Raw genomic sequence first — 19,058 nt, 5'->3', positions numbered from 1 at the left:
TTTTTCTACTCCTCCCTTCGCTGATTTTAACACTTCCTTTTTCTTTCCTTTTCTGAGTTAGCCTTTGTTTGTTACCTCGACTCGATATAGATACTCTCTGTGAAGAGGCTGGAAGAACTGGCTATCAAAGTGATGGAGCTGTATCGGGAACTGGAGAACATCCAGAGAGGACTTCCTTCCTGCAACGGGTGCAGGGAGTGCTGTGATACTCCCTCCATCAACATCGAAGCGACGATTCTTGAGTTTCTTCCCCTGGCAATTCATCTTCTGAAGGAGGGCTCCATAGAAAGGTGGCTGAAAATCCTTGAAACCACCGGTGAGTCAGACCGGTGCGTGCTCTTCGATCCTCGTTCTGAACAAGGTGGGTGCTCTTATCATTCTTTCAGGCCCCTTGTTTGCAGACTGTTTTCTGGAAGCTACATCTTGAGGAAGGGAAGACCAGAGGTGTGGGCTTGCAGGTACCTGAAACCACAGCTGACCAGCCTTTACGAAAGCCTTCCTGAATGTCAGAAAGTTCACTTGAGGTTGCTCTCCATCGATTTCTTCCTTGCACAGGAAAGATACCCTATAAACATTGCTTTCAAAAAGGCCCTGGAATACACCTGTGTTTCTCTTTTCCCGGAGCTCAGATACAAAGGTGCATGATAAAACAATTGACATGACAGATTGGTTCTTCGAGGAGAGTGAAAAAACAAAATCCGGGATTTAACTTCCGGTCTGATGATAGTATAGATCTTCTCGAAAAAGTCAGAATTGACAAACAAAACTGGTAGCTGGGAAACTCTACAACCTGACAATAGAACAACTCAGAGGACTGAAAGAAGAGATAATGAAAGCACAGTGAACAGTGTTTCCTGGTGTAGAATATGGGGGAGAAAAAAGACTTGACTGAAACGTCCTTGAAAAACTGCGCTGGCAGTTTGGGAAAAAGAGGAGGCAAGTGAACAAAACCAGAAAGTTTGGTTATAAAATACCCTTGGGGAAGGGGCTTACCCAGGGAGAAGTGGGGGTGTGAGAATGAGAAGGCTTTTTCTGTTTTTCGTGGCTGTGTCAATTACTCTGGCACTTGTTAGTGGTTGTGTAGCTTCAAGTGGACCACATTGTAGGAAGATGGGAAAGCACTTCTACTTTTCCAATAGACATAAACTATGATGGAACACCAGACACATATGGCAAGTATGTTATGATCGTTGAAAACCAGAATGGTTCAACCTTCACAGGACTATTTGGTGGTGTAGAACTCTCTTCAGGAATACAATTCTTTTTGCCCATGACGGGTACAATAACTTCAGGCGGGAACATTGTAATCACAGTAACTCTAACTGATCCAACAACAGGTCAAACTGTAACTGCAACAAGCCAAGGTGTCTACGCCTCTGGTAGAATCACAATCATAGGCGAAAACCAAACAATTGACCTCGTAAAGGTTCAGTAAGCCTACTGCCCCTTCCTCTTCACCTATTTCGAAGCAATTCCAACACAAGAATACCACAAACGATCCCTTTACGTCTGCTCCATCACAATTTGCTTTGCTTTGCTTTCCCTCTTTCTGGCGGTACTGATGAACTCCCGTGGATGAGAAACGGCAGGACGGGGCAGTGTGGCTGAGGCACAGAAGAGAAGGAATTTCCCACGATTATATTAAGTTTGTTTATCGTGTGAATATTCGATTCTTGTACCTGAACTTTTCTGCAGAAGTGAGAAGACTTCTTTCAACATATTTGCTATAATTTCTGGACAGATATTCAAAGCTTTTTCTGAGGTAATATTCAGGAGGCTCTTTAACCACTTTAAAAGAGGAAACGTCTATCTTTTCACCGTCAAAATAGGCTTCTATGTATCTCTCCTGTTTGTTAAGATTTCCAAGGGTGGTATCGAATAATACCTTTCCTTCCCCTTTTCCGAGTCTTCTTAGTTTCCCTGTGATTTCTTTCAATAAATCGAAAGGTTTCTCTACAGTAAGCATAATGACAAAGTACTTATAATCCATATCCGTTACGAAGATTTTGAATCTCATATCATTTCACCTGCCTAACTGATCTTTCATATTTCTCAAAAAGGTCTCCTATCAATTCCAGAGCTCGCTTTATTAGATCATCTACTTGAGATTTTTCAGGAATAATGGAAGTGTGTCCTTCTAAGGACGATGCGTGAACATAGGCATGTCTGTAATCGTGGTAGAAATTGTAGCACTTCTCTAAGACGGATAGGAGATCGCCCAGGTTATAATTTGCAATACAATCTGGTCTGATTTTGTATGAATTGTCTTTCTTGCTCCATTTGAAAAAATCTCCGATTCTATTAATCTTTTCTATTTTTCCCGTTATCATTTGTAGTCCCATTTCTATGAATGCTTCCAACACGCGTACCGATGGTACTAGGTATAAAGAAAAATCTCTGAAGGGCATGGTAGGTTCTTCAAGGTAAGCCAAATACGCTGTTAACAGTTCGTTCTTTAACGCTTCAGATATTAATTCAGATCCATATGCTCCTTTGGTTACTCTGTTCAAAGTTTCCTCAAGCCTGCGTTCATCTTCTATTCCATATATACGCTTGATGAAGTTTTTATATCTTTCAGCACTCTCGAATTCTGATAGGAACAATTGGACATTCTTAAACACGTCATGGGCTTTTCCTTGTATCTGCAAATTGCCGGTATTCATGTAATATGTGAGAGTGAGTTCTTCTTTAAAATATTTGTTTTTTACTTTTACCATTACTATCCTTTGAGAGGGTCTTATGGATTGCTCAGGATGATATCCTTCTTCCTCTAAATACTGAAGCAACAGCTCAAAGTGTTTCTGATCCATATTTATCGATACCTCAGTGTTAATGGTGTATTCCTTCGATTTTTCAATGGCTTTCTGCAATTCCAGGGGAAACCAATCAATATTTGCTTCTCCTTTTGCCGCCTTTTTTGCCAGCCTGTCAGCCTCATCGTTGCAAAAGTCTCCAGAGTGACTCTTCACCTTCTCAAAGACCACTTCAAGACCGCTCCTGCAAAACTGCTCGTAAAGGTACTTGTAAACACGCGTCACCGGCTCTTTTGTTCTGTACTCTTCCGTTGCCCACTTTTCAAGCCCTTCAAGATCGTGCCTGAGAATGAGTCTTTTTGCTCCTTTCTTCAAAGCACAGTCCATGGCAAAAAGTGCAGCCATGATCTCTCCGGCTATGTTCCTTGAGTCTTTGAACTCATCGATGTCCGTCCAGAAATAGTACTCCTCTTTCTTTCCCCTATAGCACAGAACCACTCCAGAACCACAGACCACATCATAACTCCCATCCACATAGGCGATCATCGTTTCTTTGTCAAGTTCCGGGCAGGTGCATTCATCTTTTCCTTCAAGATATGCCTTTGCATCCTCTATCTTCTCAAAACTTTTGTATTCTGCTCCCGGAAAGCCCTTCACCTGTTTTTCTGCCTCTTCCCAGGACTCATAGATTCCGGGAACTCTTCCCTTCCTTACAGCGTAGTACTTTTTTCCTGACACTTTATCCCACATCCCTTCATACATTTCCTTTGTGGCCTTACAACGATATAATACAACAGTTAGTATCAAATCAATCTCAGTTACATAAATCACACGGCTGTCGTTAGAGTATTTCCTCACCTCATAATTTTAACCCCTTCTCCTTCCACCTGTTCACCACCGATTTGAAGTGTAAAAAAACAAAAAACCCGGCCGAAATGGCCGGGCTGTTCACATACTGGCAGGTAGAGCTGGTGGCCAGGGGCGGAATCGAACCGCCGACACCTGGATTTTCAGTCCAGTGCTCTACCAACTGAGCTACCTGGCCACCTCATATCTCTGGTGGGAGCGGCAGGACTTGAACCTACGACCTCCTGCTTGTAAGGCAGGCGCTCTTCCCCTGAGCTACGCTCCCACCGCATTAAGTATATTACATCAAAATTCGGGATTAGTCAACATCTGCTTCTTCAGACAGGATCTGCTTTTGCTTTTTCAGACTTTTAAGAGAATACATCTGAAGATCCGCTTTCTGGACAACGTTTTCTATATTCTCACCCGGTCTCCATGTTTCTATGCCGTAGGAAAATTTCAATGGAAGACCAAACGGGTTGAACATAAGCTTTTTTTCCAGCCTTTTTACGATGTTTTCCACTGTTTTCTCGTCTGCTTCCGGGAAGGCAACCAGTATCTCGTCTCCTCCGAACCTTACAGCACAGTCCGTTCTTCTTATGTTTTCCACTATCTTCTGGGCAGCAAATTTCAGAAGTTTATCTCCCATTCTGTGAGAATAGCGGTCGTTTATCATCTTGAAATCGTCAAGGTCTATCACAAGAAACGCTATGCCCTTACCTTTCTTTCGCTTTTGCCTCTCCATCTCTTGAGGAAGCCACTCCTCGAAGAAGTAGTACCTGGTGTAGAGCCCAGTTAGATAGTCTCTTATGGCTATTTCTTTCAATTTCTTGAATATTCTTATCGTTCCAAAGAATACGACCACGATCCCAATAAGTATGATGTTGTATCCAAAGGCCTCATTGAATGTATCGATCAGAAGTCCCAGGATGATTACTGCGATTCCAATCTCTAGAGTGTAGCTTCCAAGGTTCTTCACGTAATTTCTTACAAGAAAGACAAAGAAAAAAAGGAGCAGAGCAGCCATTACGTGGACAATCTCTTCCATCAAGAAACTTCACCCCCCAATTTCGTATCCATCGATGAAGACTTTAAGGTTTTTTGGAAATATCAAAAGGTGTGGAGGAATGATCAGGTAGAAACCCTTTCTTGTGGTTTTTATCGAAAAAACGTGAACTTCTTTTTCATTCTCCAGTTTTATATCAAGAGTCGATGTGGTTTGAGTGTTGGGAGAGAAGATCCAACCGGAAAAGACGATTCCTTTTTGGGTTTCATCTTCGAAAAGGGTAAAATATTTCACCAGGAAAGATCTGGTCCCGATTGTTTTGTAGAGTTCTTCGGGAAACTCCACAGAGAGTTCTTTGAGGTACAGAAAAGACCCGAACGAAAGAGAAACCAGGGTACAGATTGTCAAAAAAAGAATCTTCCTCACAAAATTCACCCCCCGGAGGTGGTGTATATGGATATCTTCGAGGCGATTGAGAGAAGGCATTCGGTGCGGGATTTCCTGGAGAGAAAACTGCCGGAAAGTATAAAGGAAGAAATAGAAAACCTCTCTTTGAAGTCTATCACAGATAAACTGGACTGGAAAGTGAATCTTTCCACTTTTCCAGGTTACGTTTATGCAACAACCAGGAAAGATTTTGAAAAACAGGTGGATTACGGCTTCCAGGGAGAACAGATCGTTCTTTTCCTGACCATGAAGGGACTTGGAACGTGCTGGATGGCACGCTCTCCTCATCCAGACGTTCCTTACATAATCACTTTCGGGTATCCAAGATCAAGAAATTTCACAAGAAGCAGAAAACCCATCACTTCTTTTCTTGAAAACGATGTGGAAGAACTACCTCCAGAGATCATAAGGATAGTAGAAATGACAATACTCGCACCTTCTGCTATGAACAGACAGCCATGGAGAATAAAGTTCACGGGTGGAGAACTCTGCATTTCCTCCAGAAGTCCTGTGGATCTTGGGATAGCCCTGTCACATGCGTTCCTTGTCGCACGGGAGATATTCAAAAGAGAGCCAGAGATCGTGAAGAAAGGAGAGGATACATATTGTCTGGTTCTGAACTAATGAAAACAGCAATTGAGATAGTGAAAAACTCCATAGAGTCTGTGCTACCGGACAGAGCAGTGAAGGACACATTAAAGGATCTGAACCTTCAGGACGTCTTCCTCGTATCGGTTGGAAAGGCAGCATGGAGAATGGCAAAGGCTGCCTTCGATGTCCTGAACGGAAAGATAAGAAAAGGGATCGTTATCACAAAGTACGGACACAGCGAAGGTCCCATAGATGATTTCGAGATATACGAGGCGGGACACCCCATTCCTGATGAAAACACCATGAGAGCAACTCGAAGGGTTATGGAAATAGTCGAGGAATTGAATGAGAAAGATACTGTCCTTTTTCTTCTGTCCGGTGGAGGATCTGCCTTGTTCGAACTGCCCATGGAGGGTGTATCCCTTGAAGAACTGCAGAAGATAACCGATTCATTGCTGAAGAGCGGCGCAAATATCGAAGAGATAAACACAGTGAGGAAGCACCTTTCACAGGTAAAAGGGGGAAGGTTCGCAGAGAAGATATTCCCTGCAAGAGTTGTTACACTCGTTCTTTCCGACGTACTGGGTGACAGGATCGACGTCGTGGCCTCCGGCCCCACCTCCCCAGATGCATCAACTTCGGAAGAGGCCATCAGGATCCTGGAAAGGTACAGAATCAGCGTGAGCAATGAGGTGAAGAAAGCCCTTTTAAAAGAAACTCCAAAGCACCTGTCGAACGTGGAGATCCATGTACTGGGAAACGTTCAGAAAGTGTGTGAGGCAGCAAAGAAGATAGCCACAGAAAAAGGCTTCAACAGTGAAATACTGACAACCACACTGGATTGTGAGGCAAAAGAAGCAGGTAGATTCATCGCAAGCATCATGAAAGAGATCAAGTTCAGAGATAGACCCCTGGAGAAACCAGCCGCTGTGATCTTCGGTGGAGAGACGGTGGTACATGTAAAAGGAAATGGCCTTGGAGGAAGAAATCAGGAACTTGCCCTCTCGGCGGCGATAGCCCTGGAAGGAGTAGAAGGGGTTGTTCTGTGCTCCGTTGGAACGGATGGAACAGACGGTCCCACGGACGCAGCAGGTGGCATCGTGGATGGAAGAACGGCAAAGATTCTGAAAGAGATGGGAGAAGATCCTGTTGAATATCTTGAAAACAACGATTCCTACAACGCACTGAAAAAAGCAGGTGCCCTTCTCAAAACGGGACCCACGGGAACGAACGTCAACGATCTGATCATCGGCCTTGTCATCTAGCCTTTGCCAGAACGTACACAAAAACACTTTCTGCTCCGCTTCTGAGGAGTGTTTGAGTGCAATCTTTCACACTCGTTCCCGTTGTCATCACATCATCCAGCAAAATGACCCTGCGGGGTGGGGGTTTCTGACACACGAACCTTCCCAGTTTCTTTCTTTCCTCCTTTTCTCTGTCCACCTGTCTTCCTTCCGAAACGTTTTCGAGGATTTTTACGGAAGGGATGGTGAGTTTCTTTGCGAACTTCTTTGCTAACAACTCCATGTGGTCAAAACCTCTTTCTTCGAGTGAGCTGAGAGAAGACGGCACCCGGGTGACAGCATCTGCCTTCCTCTGAAAGTAACTGTAAAGTCTGAGGAAAAGTTCTGCAAGAAAGTCCGAAAGCAAAGTTTCGTGGTGGTACTTGTAAAGCTTTATGACCTCTTCCAGTTTATCGGTGTAGGTGGAATAGGCAAAAACTTCGTAGTTTCTGTGACACTCATGGTAGAAAGAGGGTCCTCTTCTTACGATCTCTGTTGTACACTCTTCACAGAGAGGAGAAAACGGAGAAATTTCCCTTCCGCAAAGAAGACACGTGTTCACGTAGAGGAAGTTCAGCACCTTCTCCAGATTCTTCTTGAGTCTATCCAGGATATTCTCTCTGCTCCCTTCTCTTTGAGATGGTTCCTCAAAGATTCTTCCACAGGGAAATTGAAGGCCACGGACGTTTCAGAAAGGTCGAGATGTTCCAGTTTTTCAAAGATGCTCTTTCTGTTGAGTTCGATAAGGTGTGCCACCAGATAGCCATCTTTCGTTACAGCACAGCAGTCAAAGGCAGGATGCATGGAAAGAGCCTCTGTGAAGCTGTCTGTTGGAACGGGCTCTCTGAGAACACCGGCTGTTCCAAGAAGGACCATTCCCTCTTCGAATGTGTCGAGTTCATTCAACCTGATTCCTTCTGTATCCTCTCCGAAATCTTCTGCCACGACGAAGTCATAATTTTTCTCCTCAGAGAAAGTTCCCCTGTACCCCAGAACACCACCGCTCACATTGGGAAGGTCTCCCTTCGAAGAGGCGTACACAACGGTGCGATCTTTTACCAGGATGCACGAACCGTGTGGAAGATACCGGAGGAAATGAACCACAAGGCTGATATCCAGTGATTTCTCCTCAGGTATCTTCTGAGAAAGCTGTTTCACAATTGCTTCGGAACCTTCCTCCTCCACCCTTTCTAGAACGAACGCTTCCCATCTTTTTATGAAAAAAAGGTCGGACAGATCCTTCAATATCCTCGACTGGAAATTCATAAAGTGTGCTAGGGCTTTGAGAAAAAGAAACCTTCTGGTCTGAAGCGATACATCCCCTGTTCGTTCTATCTCAGAGAGAGCAAGTTTCAGATCATCGAGGTCTGTAACCACCACTTTTTCCCGGTAGTTCTTTATCGTCTCGAAGAAAAGCCCTATCACATTCTCGTCAACAACAGAAAGGACTTCCTCCTCCTTTTTCCTGAGCGGCAAGTTTTTCCACTTCACGTAGAGGATATCAAAATCCTTCAACTGTTCCTGTGGAAAGAGTATCTCGTACTCTTCATCGAGGCCTTTCAAAATGTTCAATATCTCGTCTTTGCTTTCAGGATTACACAACAGGATTCTCATGGACGGGCAACCTCCTCACTTGGTGTGTTTATGGGCGATCTTCGTTGCGGCAAAGGAATCCGGTTTCACCTGATAGGGATACCCCATTCCCTTCACGTAGCCTATCACGGAAGAGACCAGATCTTTTGTGAGACCGTCGTATCCGATATCCAGATGAACCACGGGTTTTCCCAGTTCCAGGACCTCTTCCACGAATCTGGCCATCTCCAGGCTCATCTCCGCTTCTTTGAATATCCTCGTGTACAGGTCTCTGTTCTTTCCATCTTTGTATACGGTGTAGAAATAGGTTGCACCGTTTCCAAGTCGATACACCACGATCGCTGTGGCGTACACTACCTCCCCGTCTCTGATGTCACTGTCCGTTCCTACGAAGACCTCATACCTGTGCCCCTCTGTGAACTTTTTTATGAGATACTTTGCCTTCTGATGATCTACTTTTCCCCAAGTGGGACTCTTCAGATAACGGAACCTATCACCTCCGATAGACCACCAGGGGAACCACCAGCTCCTGATGAGTGAGACTTCCATGCCTTCCGGAAAGACTCTCTTCTTTTCCCGTGTACCTGTAGTTGAAAGAAAAATTCTCTTTTGTTATCAGGATCAAATCACCGATTCTGTGGAAAAATTCGGGGTGACTCTTTCCTATCCCAAAGAGACGCGTTGCCCTTCTGGCGTCAATGAAGATCGCAAAATCGGCGTACTTTTCCACAAGATATTCTACCAGAGCTTTCTTTCTTTTTGTGTAAAGATACATCATCCTCTGCTCACCGGCAGGAGGTCTGTCAAGAAACCTCATCACCTCAGAAAAACTGTCCCACCACACTTCCCTCTCCGGTGGTGTTGATATCTGTCCATGATCGCTCACCATGAAAAAGAGGGTGTCTGATTTCAATCTCCTGATGAGTTCTTCCTTCAGGATCCTGTAGAGCCATTTGAGTTCCCTGAAATAGGCCCTTCCAACACCCGATTTGTGTGCTATTGAATCAAGTGAGGGCCAGTATGCGAAGACAAGCACTGTTTCCTGATTTGCCAGTATCTCCAGCGTTTTCTCGATCATGTCACCGAAACTGGAAAAACCGATCTGCTCTGCTCCCTGAGACATGAGCCTGGAAAAGCCCGTTCCCAGTAGATACCTGGGAACAAGAAAGAAAGATCGAACCTTTAGCCTCTGGAATATCGTTGTGAATCGAAACTCATGTATTCTGAGTACACTTTCCCGCGGAAAACCCGGAGGAGCCATCTCTATCATGTTCACAGGACTACCCACTTCTCGAAGGTAAAGGATGTACCCTAGAAAGCCGTGTTCCAGGGGGGTTAGTCCGGAGTACAAACTGGGAAGTGCGGCGGCCGTGGTTGTGGGAAAAACGGAGGAACACGGAAACACCTGCACATCATCGTCCTGTATGGTATTCGAGAACACATCGTAACTCAAAGCATCGACAACCAGAACAACCACTTTACGAACGTTTTCGAGAAATCTTTCGGGAAGTGGAAAGGGTCTGTGAAGCGTTTTCTCACCGAATATACTCAAAATGGTGTTCGAAAAGTTGACGATGGAGTATCCGTTATAATGTGGATAGAAAAGCCCCTCATCAAGTCTTTCCAGCTGCATCGAATCGAGTTCCTCCTTTCCATATGGTAAGATTTGAAACGGGGTTTCGCAGAAGAATGATAGCACGATGGGGATGAGAGAGTGCTGAAAGTGCTCGTGAGAAAAGACATCGTCGATGCCTTCAAAGATATGATAACCAAGATTCCACACGATGTGGACTGGGATCTCTACGAGGGTGAGGATTACAGAGACAAAGTTCTGGCCGAAAAGTGGGATGTGATCTTCGGCGAGAAGATCTTTGAAATGGATGACACGGTGTTCGTTCAAACGCTGAGGGAACTGGAACTGGCTTTGAAATACGTCGTGAGCAAGAAAGACTACGAATCCCTGAGGACGAAATACAATCTTCTCCTGTACACTCCGGAACTTCAGGGAGCAAAAATAAAGGAGACGCTCTTTCAGGTACAGAAATTCTACAACTCTTATCCTGTCTTTGCTCTTGTTTCCGAGAAGGGTATTCACAGACACGCGTACGTTGATTTCGTGACGGGTGGAAATTACCTTTCACTCACCTACCATGAAGACCTTCCTATAAACACAGGAGCAAGCACAGTGTTCATAGACGACGCACCACCAGATTTCCAACCTCCAAGTTTTTCTGGGAAAAAGGTGATTCTGGGAATGAACCTTCCACCGAAGATCGACATTCCATTCGTTGTAATTCCTCCTTTGAGGGAAAGAAGAATGGACATTCCCTACATGCTGGACGGGGTTCTCAGATCCCTCCAGCTTCAAGGAAAGACCTTCAAAATCGACGATGGGCTGGTCAAGGTGCTCACGAGCTACCACTGGCCCGGAAACACGCAGGAGTTCCTTGAGAAAACGTACGAGATCCTCACACTGAAAGATCCTGCAGAACAGGTCAAGAGCGTTGTAAGCGATCTCAAGGGAACAAAAGGTATCGACCTGAAAGAGTTCGTCGAAACGGTCGTTGAGTTCGTGGAAAAAAAGATGATAGAAAAAGCCCTCGAAGAAAGCGAGGGCAACCGAAAAAAAGCCTGTGAAATCCTGAACATGAATTACAAAACCCTGTCCTACAAGATAAAGAAATACGGTTTAGGATGAATGACGTGCAAAGTAAACGAGCTCTGCTTCTATGAAGATATCGATATCACCGTCCATCACCGCATCGACGTTTGATGTCTCCACACCCGTTCTGTGATCTTTTACCAGCGTGTACGGATGAAAGACATAGGATCTGATCTGGTTTCCCCAGGATATGTCCTTCAGCTCTCCCTGGATCTCCTGTATTTCCTTTCTCTTCTTTTCCAGTTCCAGCTGATACAGCCTTGCCTTCAAAATCTTCAACGCTGTTTGTTTGTTCTGATGCTGCGATCTTTCGTTTTGACAGGTGACAACGATTCCCGTTGGAATGTGTGTGATTCTCACAGCGGACTCCGTCTTGTTCACGTGCTGGCCACCGTGTCCAGACGCTCTGAAGGTTTCTATTTTCAGGTCTTCTGGTTTTATCTCGATATGGACGTCGTCTTCTATCTCCGGTATCACGTTCACCGATGCAAAAGATGTGTGCCTTCTTCTTGCCGCATCGAAGGGCGATATTCTCACCAGTCGATGAACACCGGACTCATGCTTCAGGTATCCGTAAGCGTACTCACCTTTTATTAAAATCGTTGCATCCTTTATACCCGCTTCTTCACCGGGCTGATACTCTACGATCTCAACGTCAAAGCCCTTCCTTTCTGCCCATCTCATGTACATCCTCGAGCAACATCTGAGCCCAATCCTGAGACTCGGTCCCTCCTGCACCCGGGTGAACGGAAAGATAGGCGTTGTTGGGATCATACTTTCCGTTCAGGATGATCTCCAGTTCAAGCTTCTTCACAGCCTTTTCCAGATCTTGAACGATCTCCTCCACCTGATTCACCATATCCATATCTTCTTCTGAGAGTTCTATTGCGACCTCGAGATCTTCAAAGAGAGATCTTACTCTCTTTAGATCCTCAGAGATGTTCTTAAGTCTCTTCAGTTTCTGTGTGTACTCACGGGCCTTTTTCTGATCGTCCCAGACGGAAGGATCAGAGAGTTTCTTTTCGAGTTCCTTCAGTTCTCTGTTGACTTCCTCCTCGTTTACTATAGAAAGCACATCTTTGAACTTCTTTTCGAGTTCCTCTATCTTCGTTCTCGTCTCAAAACTGATCATTCTCATCACCTCTTCACTCTTATTTTACCAAGTCCATGTGAACCACCTTTTTTCTTCCCTTTCTCCATGGCCCTTCTCATGGCCCTGTTCACAAGGTTGAATTCCTCGTGTACAAGTCTTATTTTACCAAGTTCCTCTTTCGCTTCTTTTTCATCCTTTTCCGTCACCTTGACCACTCTCAGGACATAATTGGCTATCGTGTCGTTGATCCTTCTCATCATCTCATCGAACATAAGGTACGTTTCTTTTTTGAATTCGACGATAGGATCTTTCTGTCCATACGCCCTCAACTGAACCGCTTCCCTGACGTGTTCCACTTCCTCAAGGTATCTTCTCCAGTGCTCGTCGATGATTCGAAGCATTAAAAACCTGATTACTTTGCTGTATTCTTCTCCTATTTCCTGTCTCTTTTTCTGATACTCCTCCCACATTCTATTGAAAAGATACTCGTAGAGCTCTTCGGACGATTCGAAACGCCTTCCATCGAATTCGAAGAGATCTCTTGGAAGGAACGAAAGAGAGTTTTTCAGACCTTCGAGATCCCAGTTTTTGCCGGAGCAAAATTCCTCTACCCTTGTTCCGATAACGTCTTCGAAGATCTGTTTCAGGTACTCATCGTAGTCTTTTTCCAGAAGTATCTGATCTCGAAGAGAGTATATGGTGCTTCTCTGTTTGTCCAGGACTTCGTCCATCTCCATGAGGGATTTCCTTATGGAAAAGTTTATTCCCTCCACCTTCTTCTGTATGTTCTCTATGAGCTTTGAAAGCATGGGATGCTGTATGGGCTGACCTTCTTCTATCTTGAGTATTTTCATCACCTTTCCTATCTGTTCTCCACCGAAGATCCTCAGAAGGTCGTCTTCCAGCGAGAGGAAGAATATTGATTCTCCAGGATCTCCCTGCCTTCCGGCTCGACCCCTGAGCTGGTTGTCTATCCTTCTGCTTTCGTGCCTTTCTGTTCCAATGACACAGAGGCCACCGAGCTCCGCCACACCGGGACCGAGTTTTATATCCGTTCCCCTTCCGGCCATGTTGGTCGCTATGGTCACCATGCCCTTCTGTCCGGCTTTGGCAACGATCTCTGCTTCCTTTTCGTGGTGCTTTGCATTCAGCACCTGGTGAGGTATTCCCTTCTTTTTCAGCATGGAACTGAGGAGTTCGCTCTTTTCTATGGAAGTAGTACCCACAAGAACTGGCTGACCTTTTTTATAGCGTTTTTCGATCTCCTCCACGATCTTTTCGTATTTTTCCTTCTGTGTTCTGAAAACAAGATCATCGTGGTCCTTTCTTATCATGGGCCTGTGCGTTGGAATGACCACAACCTCCATGCCGTAAACCTGAACAAATTCGTTTTCCTCCGTCTTGGCGGTTCCTGTCATTCCCGCGAGTTTTTCGTACATCCTGAAATAGTTCTGGAAGGTGATCGTGGCGTACGTTATGGATTCTTCCTTTATCGGAACCCCTTCTTTTGCCTCTATGGCCTGGTGTAATCCCCCACTGTAGCGTCTTCCGGGAAGGAGCCTTCCTGTGAATTCATCGACGATGATGACTTCCCCGTTCATGACGACGTAATCGACGTCCTTTTTGAAGAGATGTAGCGCTTTCAGGGCGTTTATGAGGTGGTACAGAAGGGAGACGTTCCCAGGTTCATAGAGGTTGTCCACACCTATGATCTTTTCTGCCTTTGCCACACCCTCTTCGGTCAAAATGACCGTTCTCGCCTTTTCATCGATCGTGAAATCTTTGTCTTTGACGAACTTCTTTGCAATTTGAGCGAATCTTCTGTAGGTGGAAGGACTCTCTTTAGATGGTCCGGAGATGATCAGGGGAGTTCTTGCCTCGTCTATCAACACGCTGTCAGCCTCGTCCACTATGGCATAGAAGTGTCCTCTCTGGACCTTGTCGTTGTAGTCCAGAACGAGGTTGTCTCTCAGGTAGTCGAACCCGAACTCGTTGTTTGTACCGTAAGTCACATCACACATGTAGGCTTCTTTTCTTGAGATCTCTTTGAGTTCCACCTGAAAAGCGTTCAGAGCCTCTTTGTTCATCTGCTCTTCCTTTAGAATTTCCCCATCGAACTCCTGTGGCCACACGCTCCAGTTTTCTTTTATCGCTTTCTCAACCAGTGAAGGGTCCTTCCAGACAACTTCATAGGATTTCCCAAGGGAGTTTATCACCCCAACTCTCAACCCTAGAAGCAGGTACACAGGTCCCATCCACAGGGCGTCTCTTCTTGCAAGATAGTCGTTCACGGTGACCACGTGTACACCCTTTCCTATGAGGGCGTTCAGGTACACGGGCATGGTGGCGGCGAGCGTCTTCCCCTCTCCCGTCTTCATTTCTGCCACTTTTCCTTCGTGAAGGGCAATTCCTCCCATCACCTGAACATCGAAAGGTCTCATACCAAGCGTCCTTCGAGCCGCTTCCCTCACAAGGGCAAAGGCCTCCACAAGGTTCCTGTCTGCATCTTCGAGAGAGTTTACTCTCTCTTTTAACTCAGAAGACAGAGAAACTATCTCTTCGTTGCTCTTTTTTCTCATGCTCTGGTCCAGCTGATTGATCTTTTCGACGATCTTCGAGTACCTTTTCAAAATGCGCTTGTTCTTGTCAAAAAACAACATGTCACATTACCTCCAATCTGCACTTTATGGTTTCACCCTCCACGTATCCAATCAGAAGCAAACTGGAATTTGGGGAAAAACCGAGGAGTTTGTTCAGGAAAGAATCAAGGTCTATGAACATCTCCAGAAACACGTTTTCTGGCACCTGTTTTTCCAGAAATCTGAAACTGGGATGGTTTGAAAGTCTCCTTTTGTTGACAGCCTGGAGAAACTCCGTTTTCTTCATAGAAGAGACGACAAGGTGTCCACGATACTCAAAGAAATGAAGAAGACCGTTCTGAACAGAAAGCCTCCACTCTTCACCGAGCCTTTCTGCTCCCCGACTTATGAGATCGGTCTCTACGTCTTTCAGACTTTTGTCCTGGACGAAAAGAACAAGTTCAGAAGCTCCATAGAGTGACGAAGCAAGCATGATGCTTCCATCGATGAACGTTCGGTAGAACTCTTCGAAGTCACTTCCCCTGAAAATCTCTTTCAAAAGTTCTCTTGAAATCTCCGGGGCACCAGAGAAGGCGTAGAGGTCACCGGAGTAAGGCAGCTGACCGATGTCTTCGGCTTCTGAAACTGTAAACGATTCTGCTCTCTGTGTGATCTCAATCGTGAACTGAGAAGTGCTCGCTTTTGCACTCAAAAATGCCTCGCCCTTTTTCCCGAAAAGTTCCAGTTTCTTCACGTGTGCCACGAGGGGGGCGTTTTCAAAAGACGTTTCTTCGTCCTGTACTTTTTCGAGCAAACTTCTGCTTGTTGAAAGCACAAGATACTCTCCGAGTGTTTTCAGGTAAAGAGGGGTAGCGCTTTCGATGATGTAAAGGTCATCATTTTCGTAAAATTCCGCAGCATTCAGTTTTGCAAAGGATTCCACGATTTTTTGTGGAACGTCTGTTTTGAAGGCGATGAAACCTTCTTTGAGCCTGTAAGGTAGAGAAAGAAGATTGTTGATATCGAAGGTGAAAAGATCCTCCAGGTTGCCTTTTCCACAGACAACGATCTCCTGTGATAGTGCCTGAAAAAAGTTCTCCGGTTGATCCGCACGGTTTTCAACCCATTTGATCGCTGCCTGCTCAAAACCAGCTCCTTTTTCCGAAAGTAGAAATTCAAAGAGAGGAAGTTGCTTTACTATCGAGTAAAACTCACCCGTATCTCTAAACCATATGAAGTAATCGTAATCCTGAAAAACGGGCACTGAAAAGACCACCGTTGTGATCATCATCAGAAAAAGAAGTGTCCTCACGATTTCATCTCCCCGAAGAATTTCCAGGCCTCCTCCACCACTCTCTGGAAATCCACGTTTTGACTTTTCCCCTCTTTTCCCACCCAGAAGAAAAACTCTATGTTACCATCCGCTCCCTTTATTTTGGAGAAACAGCAACCCTTTACCACAAAACCGTTTTCTATCAGGCTTTTCTGTACATCCATCAACACCTTCACATGGACCTCAGGATCCTTCACGATTCCTTTCTTCACGAACTTTCTTGGCGCTTCAAACTGAGGCTTCACCAGTATGACCGCATCACCCTGGTCCTTCAGGATATCGTAGATAGCAGGGAGGATCTTCTTCACCGATATGAACGAAACATCACAGGTGACGATATCGACCCTTTCTCCCAGATCCTGCCACTTCAGGTATCTGGCGTTCACCCTCTCCATCACCACCACTCTCGGGTCGTTCCTCAACTTCCAGTGGAGCTGGCCGTATCCCACGTCAACCGCAAAGACCTTCCGGGCGCCGTTTTTCAGGAGAAAATCAGTGAAACCGCCGGTGGAAGCACCTATGTCACATGCAACCTTTCCCGAGACGTCTATTTTGAATCGTTCGAACGCAGACTCGAGTTTGTATCCTCCCCTGCTCACATACCTGGGCTCTTCCAGAACTTCCAAATGCGAGTCCACCGGAACGAGTTTGCTCGCTTTTGTTACTTTCTCGCCGTTCACCAGAATCTTTCCTGCCAGAATCAAAGCTTTTGCCTTTTCACGACTTTCCACAAGGCCTCTTTCCAGAACGAGCAGATCTAGTCTCTTCTTATCAGCCATAGTTCATTACCTTCCTTTATGACTGTTCCCCACTGAAACACCCGGATTTTTTCAACATTCCTGTAAATCTTTTTCACTGATCCAAAGAACAGAACTTTGCCTTCTGAAACAAAAAGAGGAGTTCCAAAGTTTCTGATGAAAAAGCCATCTCCAACGCTTTCTCCGTTTATCTTGCCGTCTCTGTAGATCAGAAGTTCATCCTTCCACACCGCAAAATCGTCCGCCTCCAGTATTTCGATCGTCTCTCCATCTTCTGCGTTCAAAACCACCACGTTGCTTCCTGCACCAACGAACACCCTGTCTCTGGATGTATCAAGACCCCACGCACCTTCGATCCTTCTCTCCCAGAGGAGGCGTCTTGTCTTCAAGTCGTAACTTCTCAGAAATCCGCAAACATCCAGTATGTACATTCTGCCGTCCCGAAAAGAAAACTCCACCGGTGCTCTGGAGACCTGCCATGTCCAGCTGCCGTTGATACCAATCAGAACACCGGAAGCCGTCAGAACGAAGTCGTTCCATCTGAAGAGTACCGTGTCATCCACCTCTTGCTCTCCTATCCTGTATCCTGTGATCACCTTCCCATCGACGACATCCACGGGTTCTTGAACCTTCAAAACTTTCTCTTCCATTCTGAGGAATCCGTCTTTGTAGATGTACTCCTTCTCTCCATCCAGAAAGACCATATCGACCCCTTCGTACAGTCCCGGTACACTCTTCAACGATATGTCCCTTCCCACGTATATAGTCTTTCCACCTATCTGGTAGAATCCTTCGTCCACAACTTCTCTGTAGTTTCCTATCTCCAGAACGTGTTTTTGTTTCCACACAGGAATTATCACCACAGGGGCTTTCTTTCCTGGAAAATCACGGGTTTGAGCGATCTTCTTTTCGAACTTTCCGTCTCTGTACTCGATGAGGAAAAACCTCGACGGAACCTCCAGTTGGGGAAAGATCTTTCTCACGGTCTCTCTGAATTGCTCGGGAAACAAATTTGAAGTTACCGGATTTTCGAAGTTGTCCAGTTCTTTGTCTTCGAACACGACCTGAAAGGCAACAAGATCTTCTTTAACTCTCAGTTTCACTATCAAAGGCGTTCCCACACCTGTGAGCACACCATCCTGTGACAGGAGGTTTTCCACAAGACCCTCGTACTCATCTGGCCCGTCGTACACGAGTGTCACCACCGGAAGATCTTTCCACTCCTGGACGATCTCCAGTTCGACTTCGGTGGGAGTGGCATCCCCAAGAAAGTAGAGAACACCGTTTTCTTCTATCCTGTAGTCGAATGCAAACATCAAAAGAGCACTTTGTAAAAGTACAATCCATGTGCAGGTGCGGTACCAGCCGCTGCGCTTCTGTCTCGTGCCTCAAGCACCTCCTTCAACTTTTCCGGTTCCCACTGTCTCAATCCGACCTTCACCAAAGCCGCAACGATGTTTCTCACCATTCTCCTGAGGAAGGATCTTCCCTCAACCCTGATGAGTATCATGTCTTTTCCAAGGCTCAATATCCTGATCCTGTAGATCGTTCTCACCGGATCTCTCTCGTCGCTTCCCGTTTTGAAGGATGTGAAGTCATGCGTTCCTTCCAGATACTTTGCGGCTTTTCTCATCGCCTCAAGATCCAGTTCATAGGGAAACCACCATGCATACTTTCTGAGGAAAACGTTTTTTTCTCTGGAAGTGTGTATGAAATAGTGATAGATCCTTTTTTTGACGTCGAACCTTGGATGGAAATTTTTCGGTACCTCGAACACTTTCTTCACGTACACATCATCCGGCAGGTTTGCGTTCATAGCATTTTTGATGTCCTCCGTGGTCATCCTGTCGTTCGGGCAGTTGAAAGCTATCAGCTGCCCGTTCGCATGGACACCTGCATCCGTTCTCCCCGCCGCCTGAGTGTAAATCCTTTGCTTGAAAATCCTTTCCAGAGCGTCCTCTATAACTCCCTGAACGGTTCGCACGTCTGGCTGTCCCTGATAGCCGAAGAAGTTGCTCCCGTCGTACTCGACGATTGCCGCTACCCTTCTCAACGCTTATCACCTCGATCTGTGCTATATTCTTATTCGGGCCACCCATGATATTTTAACAGCC

The 19,058-nt window shown here is 45.6% G+C and carries 18 protein-coding genes, 2 tRNA genes and 2 pseudogenes; 5 read left to right on the top strand and 17 right to left on the bottom strand.

The window, feature by feature from the left end; translation table 11 throughout:
• The first annotated feature begins 99 nt into the window (after window positions 1-99).
• Window positions 100-645 (top strand): YkgJ family cysteine cluster protein, encoded by a 546-nt coding sequence (locus CTN_RS05855; protein WP_015919665.1) that lies wholly within the window; start codon window positions 100-102, stop codon window positions 643-645.
• A gap of 538 nt (window positions 646-1,183) precedes the next feature.
• Window positions 1,184-1,435, top strand: coding sequence for a hypothetical protein (locus tag CTN_RS05850; RefSeq protein WP_161595589.1), 252 nt, complete (start codon window positions 1,184-1,186; stop codon window positions 1,433-1,435).
• A 216-nt stretch (window positions 1,436-1,651) separates the two neighbouring features.
• Here the strand turns inward: CTN_RS05850 and CTN_RS05845 are convergent, their stop codons facing one another.
• The 7 genes and pseudogenes from CTN_RS05845 to CTN_RS05820 form a co-directional block, all read right to left on the bottom strand.
• The gene (locus CTN_RS05845) at window positions 1,652-2,017 is read right to left on the bottom strand and encodes a type II toxin-antitoxin system RnlB family antitoxin (protein WP_015919664.1); all 366 of its coding nucleotides are present in this window, start codon (window positions 2,015-2,017) and stop codon (window positions 1,652-1,654) included.
• A 1-nt stretch (window position 2,018) separates the two neighbouring features.
• A pseudogene (locus CTN_RS10295) lies at window positions 2,019-2,465 on the bottom strand (hypothetical protein); the annotation flags it as partial.
• Between the two features lie 417 nt (window positions 2,466-2,882).
• Window positions 2,883-3,503 (bottom strand): annotated as a pseudogene (locus CTN_RS10100) (ribonuclease H1 domain-containing protein); the annotation flags it as partial.
• Window positions 3,504-3,722: 219 nt separating this feature from the next.
• Window positions 3,723-3,798 (bottom strand) — tRNA-Phe (locus CTN_RS05835).
• 12 nt (window positions 3,799-3,810) lie between these two features.
• A tRNA-Val gene (locus CTN_RS05830) sits at window positions 3,811-3,885 on the bottom strand.
• A 33-nt stretch (window positions 3,886-3,918) separates the two neighbouring features.
• Window positions 3,919-4,647, bottom strand: a complete 729-nt coding sequence (locus CTN_RS05825) for a GGDEF domain-containing protein (protein WP_081434656.1) — start codon at window positions 4,645-4,647, stop codon at window positions 3,919-3,921.
• A 9-nt stretch (window positions 4,648-4,656) separates the two neighbouring features.
• Window positions 4,657-5,031 (bottom strand): hypothetical protein, encoded by a 375-nt coding sequence (locus CTN_RS05820; RefSeq protein ID WP_038067625.1) that lies wholly within the window; start codon window positions 5,029-5,031, stop codon window positions 4,657-4,659.
• 27 nt (window positions 5,032-5,058) lie between these two features.
• Between CTN_RS05820 and CTN_RS05815 the strand changes: the two genes are divergently transcribed.
• The gene (locus CTN_RS05815; RefSeq protein ID WP_038067623.1) at window positions 5,059-5,676 is read left to right on the top strand and encodes a nitroreductase family protein; all 618 of its coding nucleotides are present in this window, start codon (window positions 5,059-5,061) and stop codon (window positions 5,674-5,676) included.
• Complete coding sequence (locus tag CTN_RS05810; RefSeq protein WP_041437856.1) at window positions 5,676-6,908, top strand: glycerate kinase type-2 family protein; 1,233 nt, start codon at window positions 5,676-5,678, stop codon at window positions 6,906-6,908. The genes CTN_RS05815 and CTN_RS05810 overlap by 1 nt, the downstream gene beginning before the upstream one ends.
• Here the strand turns inward: CTN_RS05810 and CTN_RS05805 are convergent.
• Genes CTN_RS05805 through CTN_RS05790 form a run of 4 tightly spaced genes read right to left on the bottom strand, consistent with a single transcriptional unit; the run spans window position 6,901 to window position 10,152 of the window.
• Entirely contained in the window at window positions 6,901-7,506 is a 606-nt protein-coding gene (locus tag CTN_RS05805) for a ComF family protein (RefSeq protein ID WP_015919659.1), read from the bottom strand. The genes CTN_RS05810 and CTN_RS05805 overlap by 8 nt on opposite strands.
• Window positions 7,500-8,540 carry a hypothetical protein gene (locus CTN_RS05800; protein WP_015919658.1) on the bottom strand — a complete coding sequence of 347 codons (1,041 nt, stop codon included), beginning with the start codon at window positions 8,538-8,540 and terminating at the stop codon, window positions 7,500-7,502. The genes CTN_RS05805 and CTN_RS05800 overlap by 7 nt, the downstream gene beginning before the upstream one ends.
• A 15-nt stretch (window positions 8,541-8,555) precedes the next feature.
• Complete coding sequence (locus CTN_RS05795) at window positions 8,556-9,068, bottom strand: ribonuclease H-like YkuK family protein (protein ID WP_231556046.1); 513 nt, start codon at window positions 9,066-9,068, stop codon at window positions 8,556-8,558.
• Window positions 9,013-10,152 (bottom strand): alkaline phosphatase family protein, encoded by a 1,140-nt coding sequence (locus CTN_RS05790; protein ID WP_038067621.1) that lies wholly within the window; start codon window positions 10,150-10,152, stop codon window positions 9,013-9,015. The genes CTN_RS05795 and CTN_RS05790 overlap by 56 nt, the downstream gene beginning before the upstream one ends.
• Before the next feature lie 81 nt (window positions 10,153-10,233).
• Here CTN_RS05790 and CTN_RS05785 point away from each other — a divergent pair, with 81 nt between their 5' ends.
• Window positions 10,234-11,217 (top strand): helix-turn-helix domain-containing protein, encoded by a 984-nt coding sequence (locus tag CTN_RS05785; protein WP_015919655.1) that lies wholly within the window; start codon window positions 10,234-10,236, stop codon window positions 11,215-11,217.
• Here CTN_RS05785 and prfB read toward each other — a convergent pair.
• From prfB to truA, 6 genes are all read right to left on the bottom strand, one after another.
• Window positions 11,209-12,313, bottom strand: a protein-coding gene (prfB, locus tag CTN_RS05780; RefSeq protein ID WP_161595588.1) for a peptide chain release factor 2 whose coding sequence is annotated in 2 segments (ribosomal slippage) — window positions 11,209-11,874 and window positions 11,876-12,313 — 1,104 coding nt in all. Because the reading frame shifts where the segments join, the coding sequence is not laid out codon by codon here. The two genes, CTN_RS05785 and prfB, sit on opposite strands and share 9 nt — an antisense overlap.
• Before the next feature lie 5 nt (window positions 12,314-12,318).
• A complete protein-coding gene (gene secA, locus CTN_RS05775; RefSeq protein ID WP_015919652.1) occupies window positions 12,319-14,934 on the bottom strand; it encodes a preprotein translocase subunit SecA in 2,616 nt (871 codons plus the stop codon).
• A gap of 1 nt (window position 14,935) precedes the next feature.
• A complete protein-coding gene (locus CTN_RS05770; protein ID WP_015919651.1) occupies window positions 14,936-16,165 on the bottom strand; it encodes a hypothetical protein in 1,230 nt (409 codons plus the stop codon).
• The gene (locus CTN_RS05765; protein ID WP_015919650.1) at window positions 16,162-16,965 is read right to left on the bottom strand and encodes a TlyA family RNA methyltransferase; all 804 of its coding nucleotides are present in this window, start codon (window positions 16,963-16,965) and stop codon (window positions 16,162-16,164) included. The genes CTN_RS05770 and CTN_RS05765 overlap by 4 nt, the downstream gene beginning before the upstream one ends.
• Entirely contained in the window at window positions 16,944-18,260 is a 1,317-nt protein-coding gene (locus CTN_RS05760; protein WP_231556045.1) for a PQQ-binding-like beta-propeller repeat protein, read from the bottom strand. The genes CTN_RS05765 and CTN_RS05760 overlap by 22 nt, the downstream gene beginning before the upstream one ends.
• Entirely contained in the window at window positions 18,260-18,997 is a 738-nt protein-coding gene (gene truA, locus CTN_RS05755; protein WP_015919648.1) for a tRNA pseudouridine(38-40) synthase TruA, read from the bottom strand. Before truA ends, CTN_RS05760 begins: the two co-directional genes overlap by 1 nt.
• Window positions 18,998-19,058 lie beyond the last annotated feature (61 nt).

It is taken from the genome of Thermotoga neapolitana DSM 4359 (genome assembly GCF_000018945.1).
In the GTDB taxonomy this organism is placed as follows: domain Bacteria; phylum Thermotogota; class Thermotogae; order Thermotogales; family Thermotogaceae; genus Thermotoga; species Thermotoga neapolitana.
The sequence above is the reverse complement of the archived record's forward strand: the minus strand, read 5'-3'. Positions and strand labels throughout refer to the sequence as shown.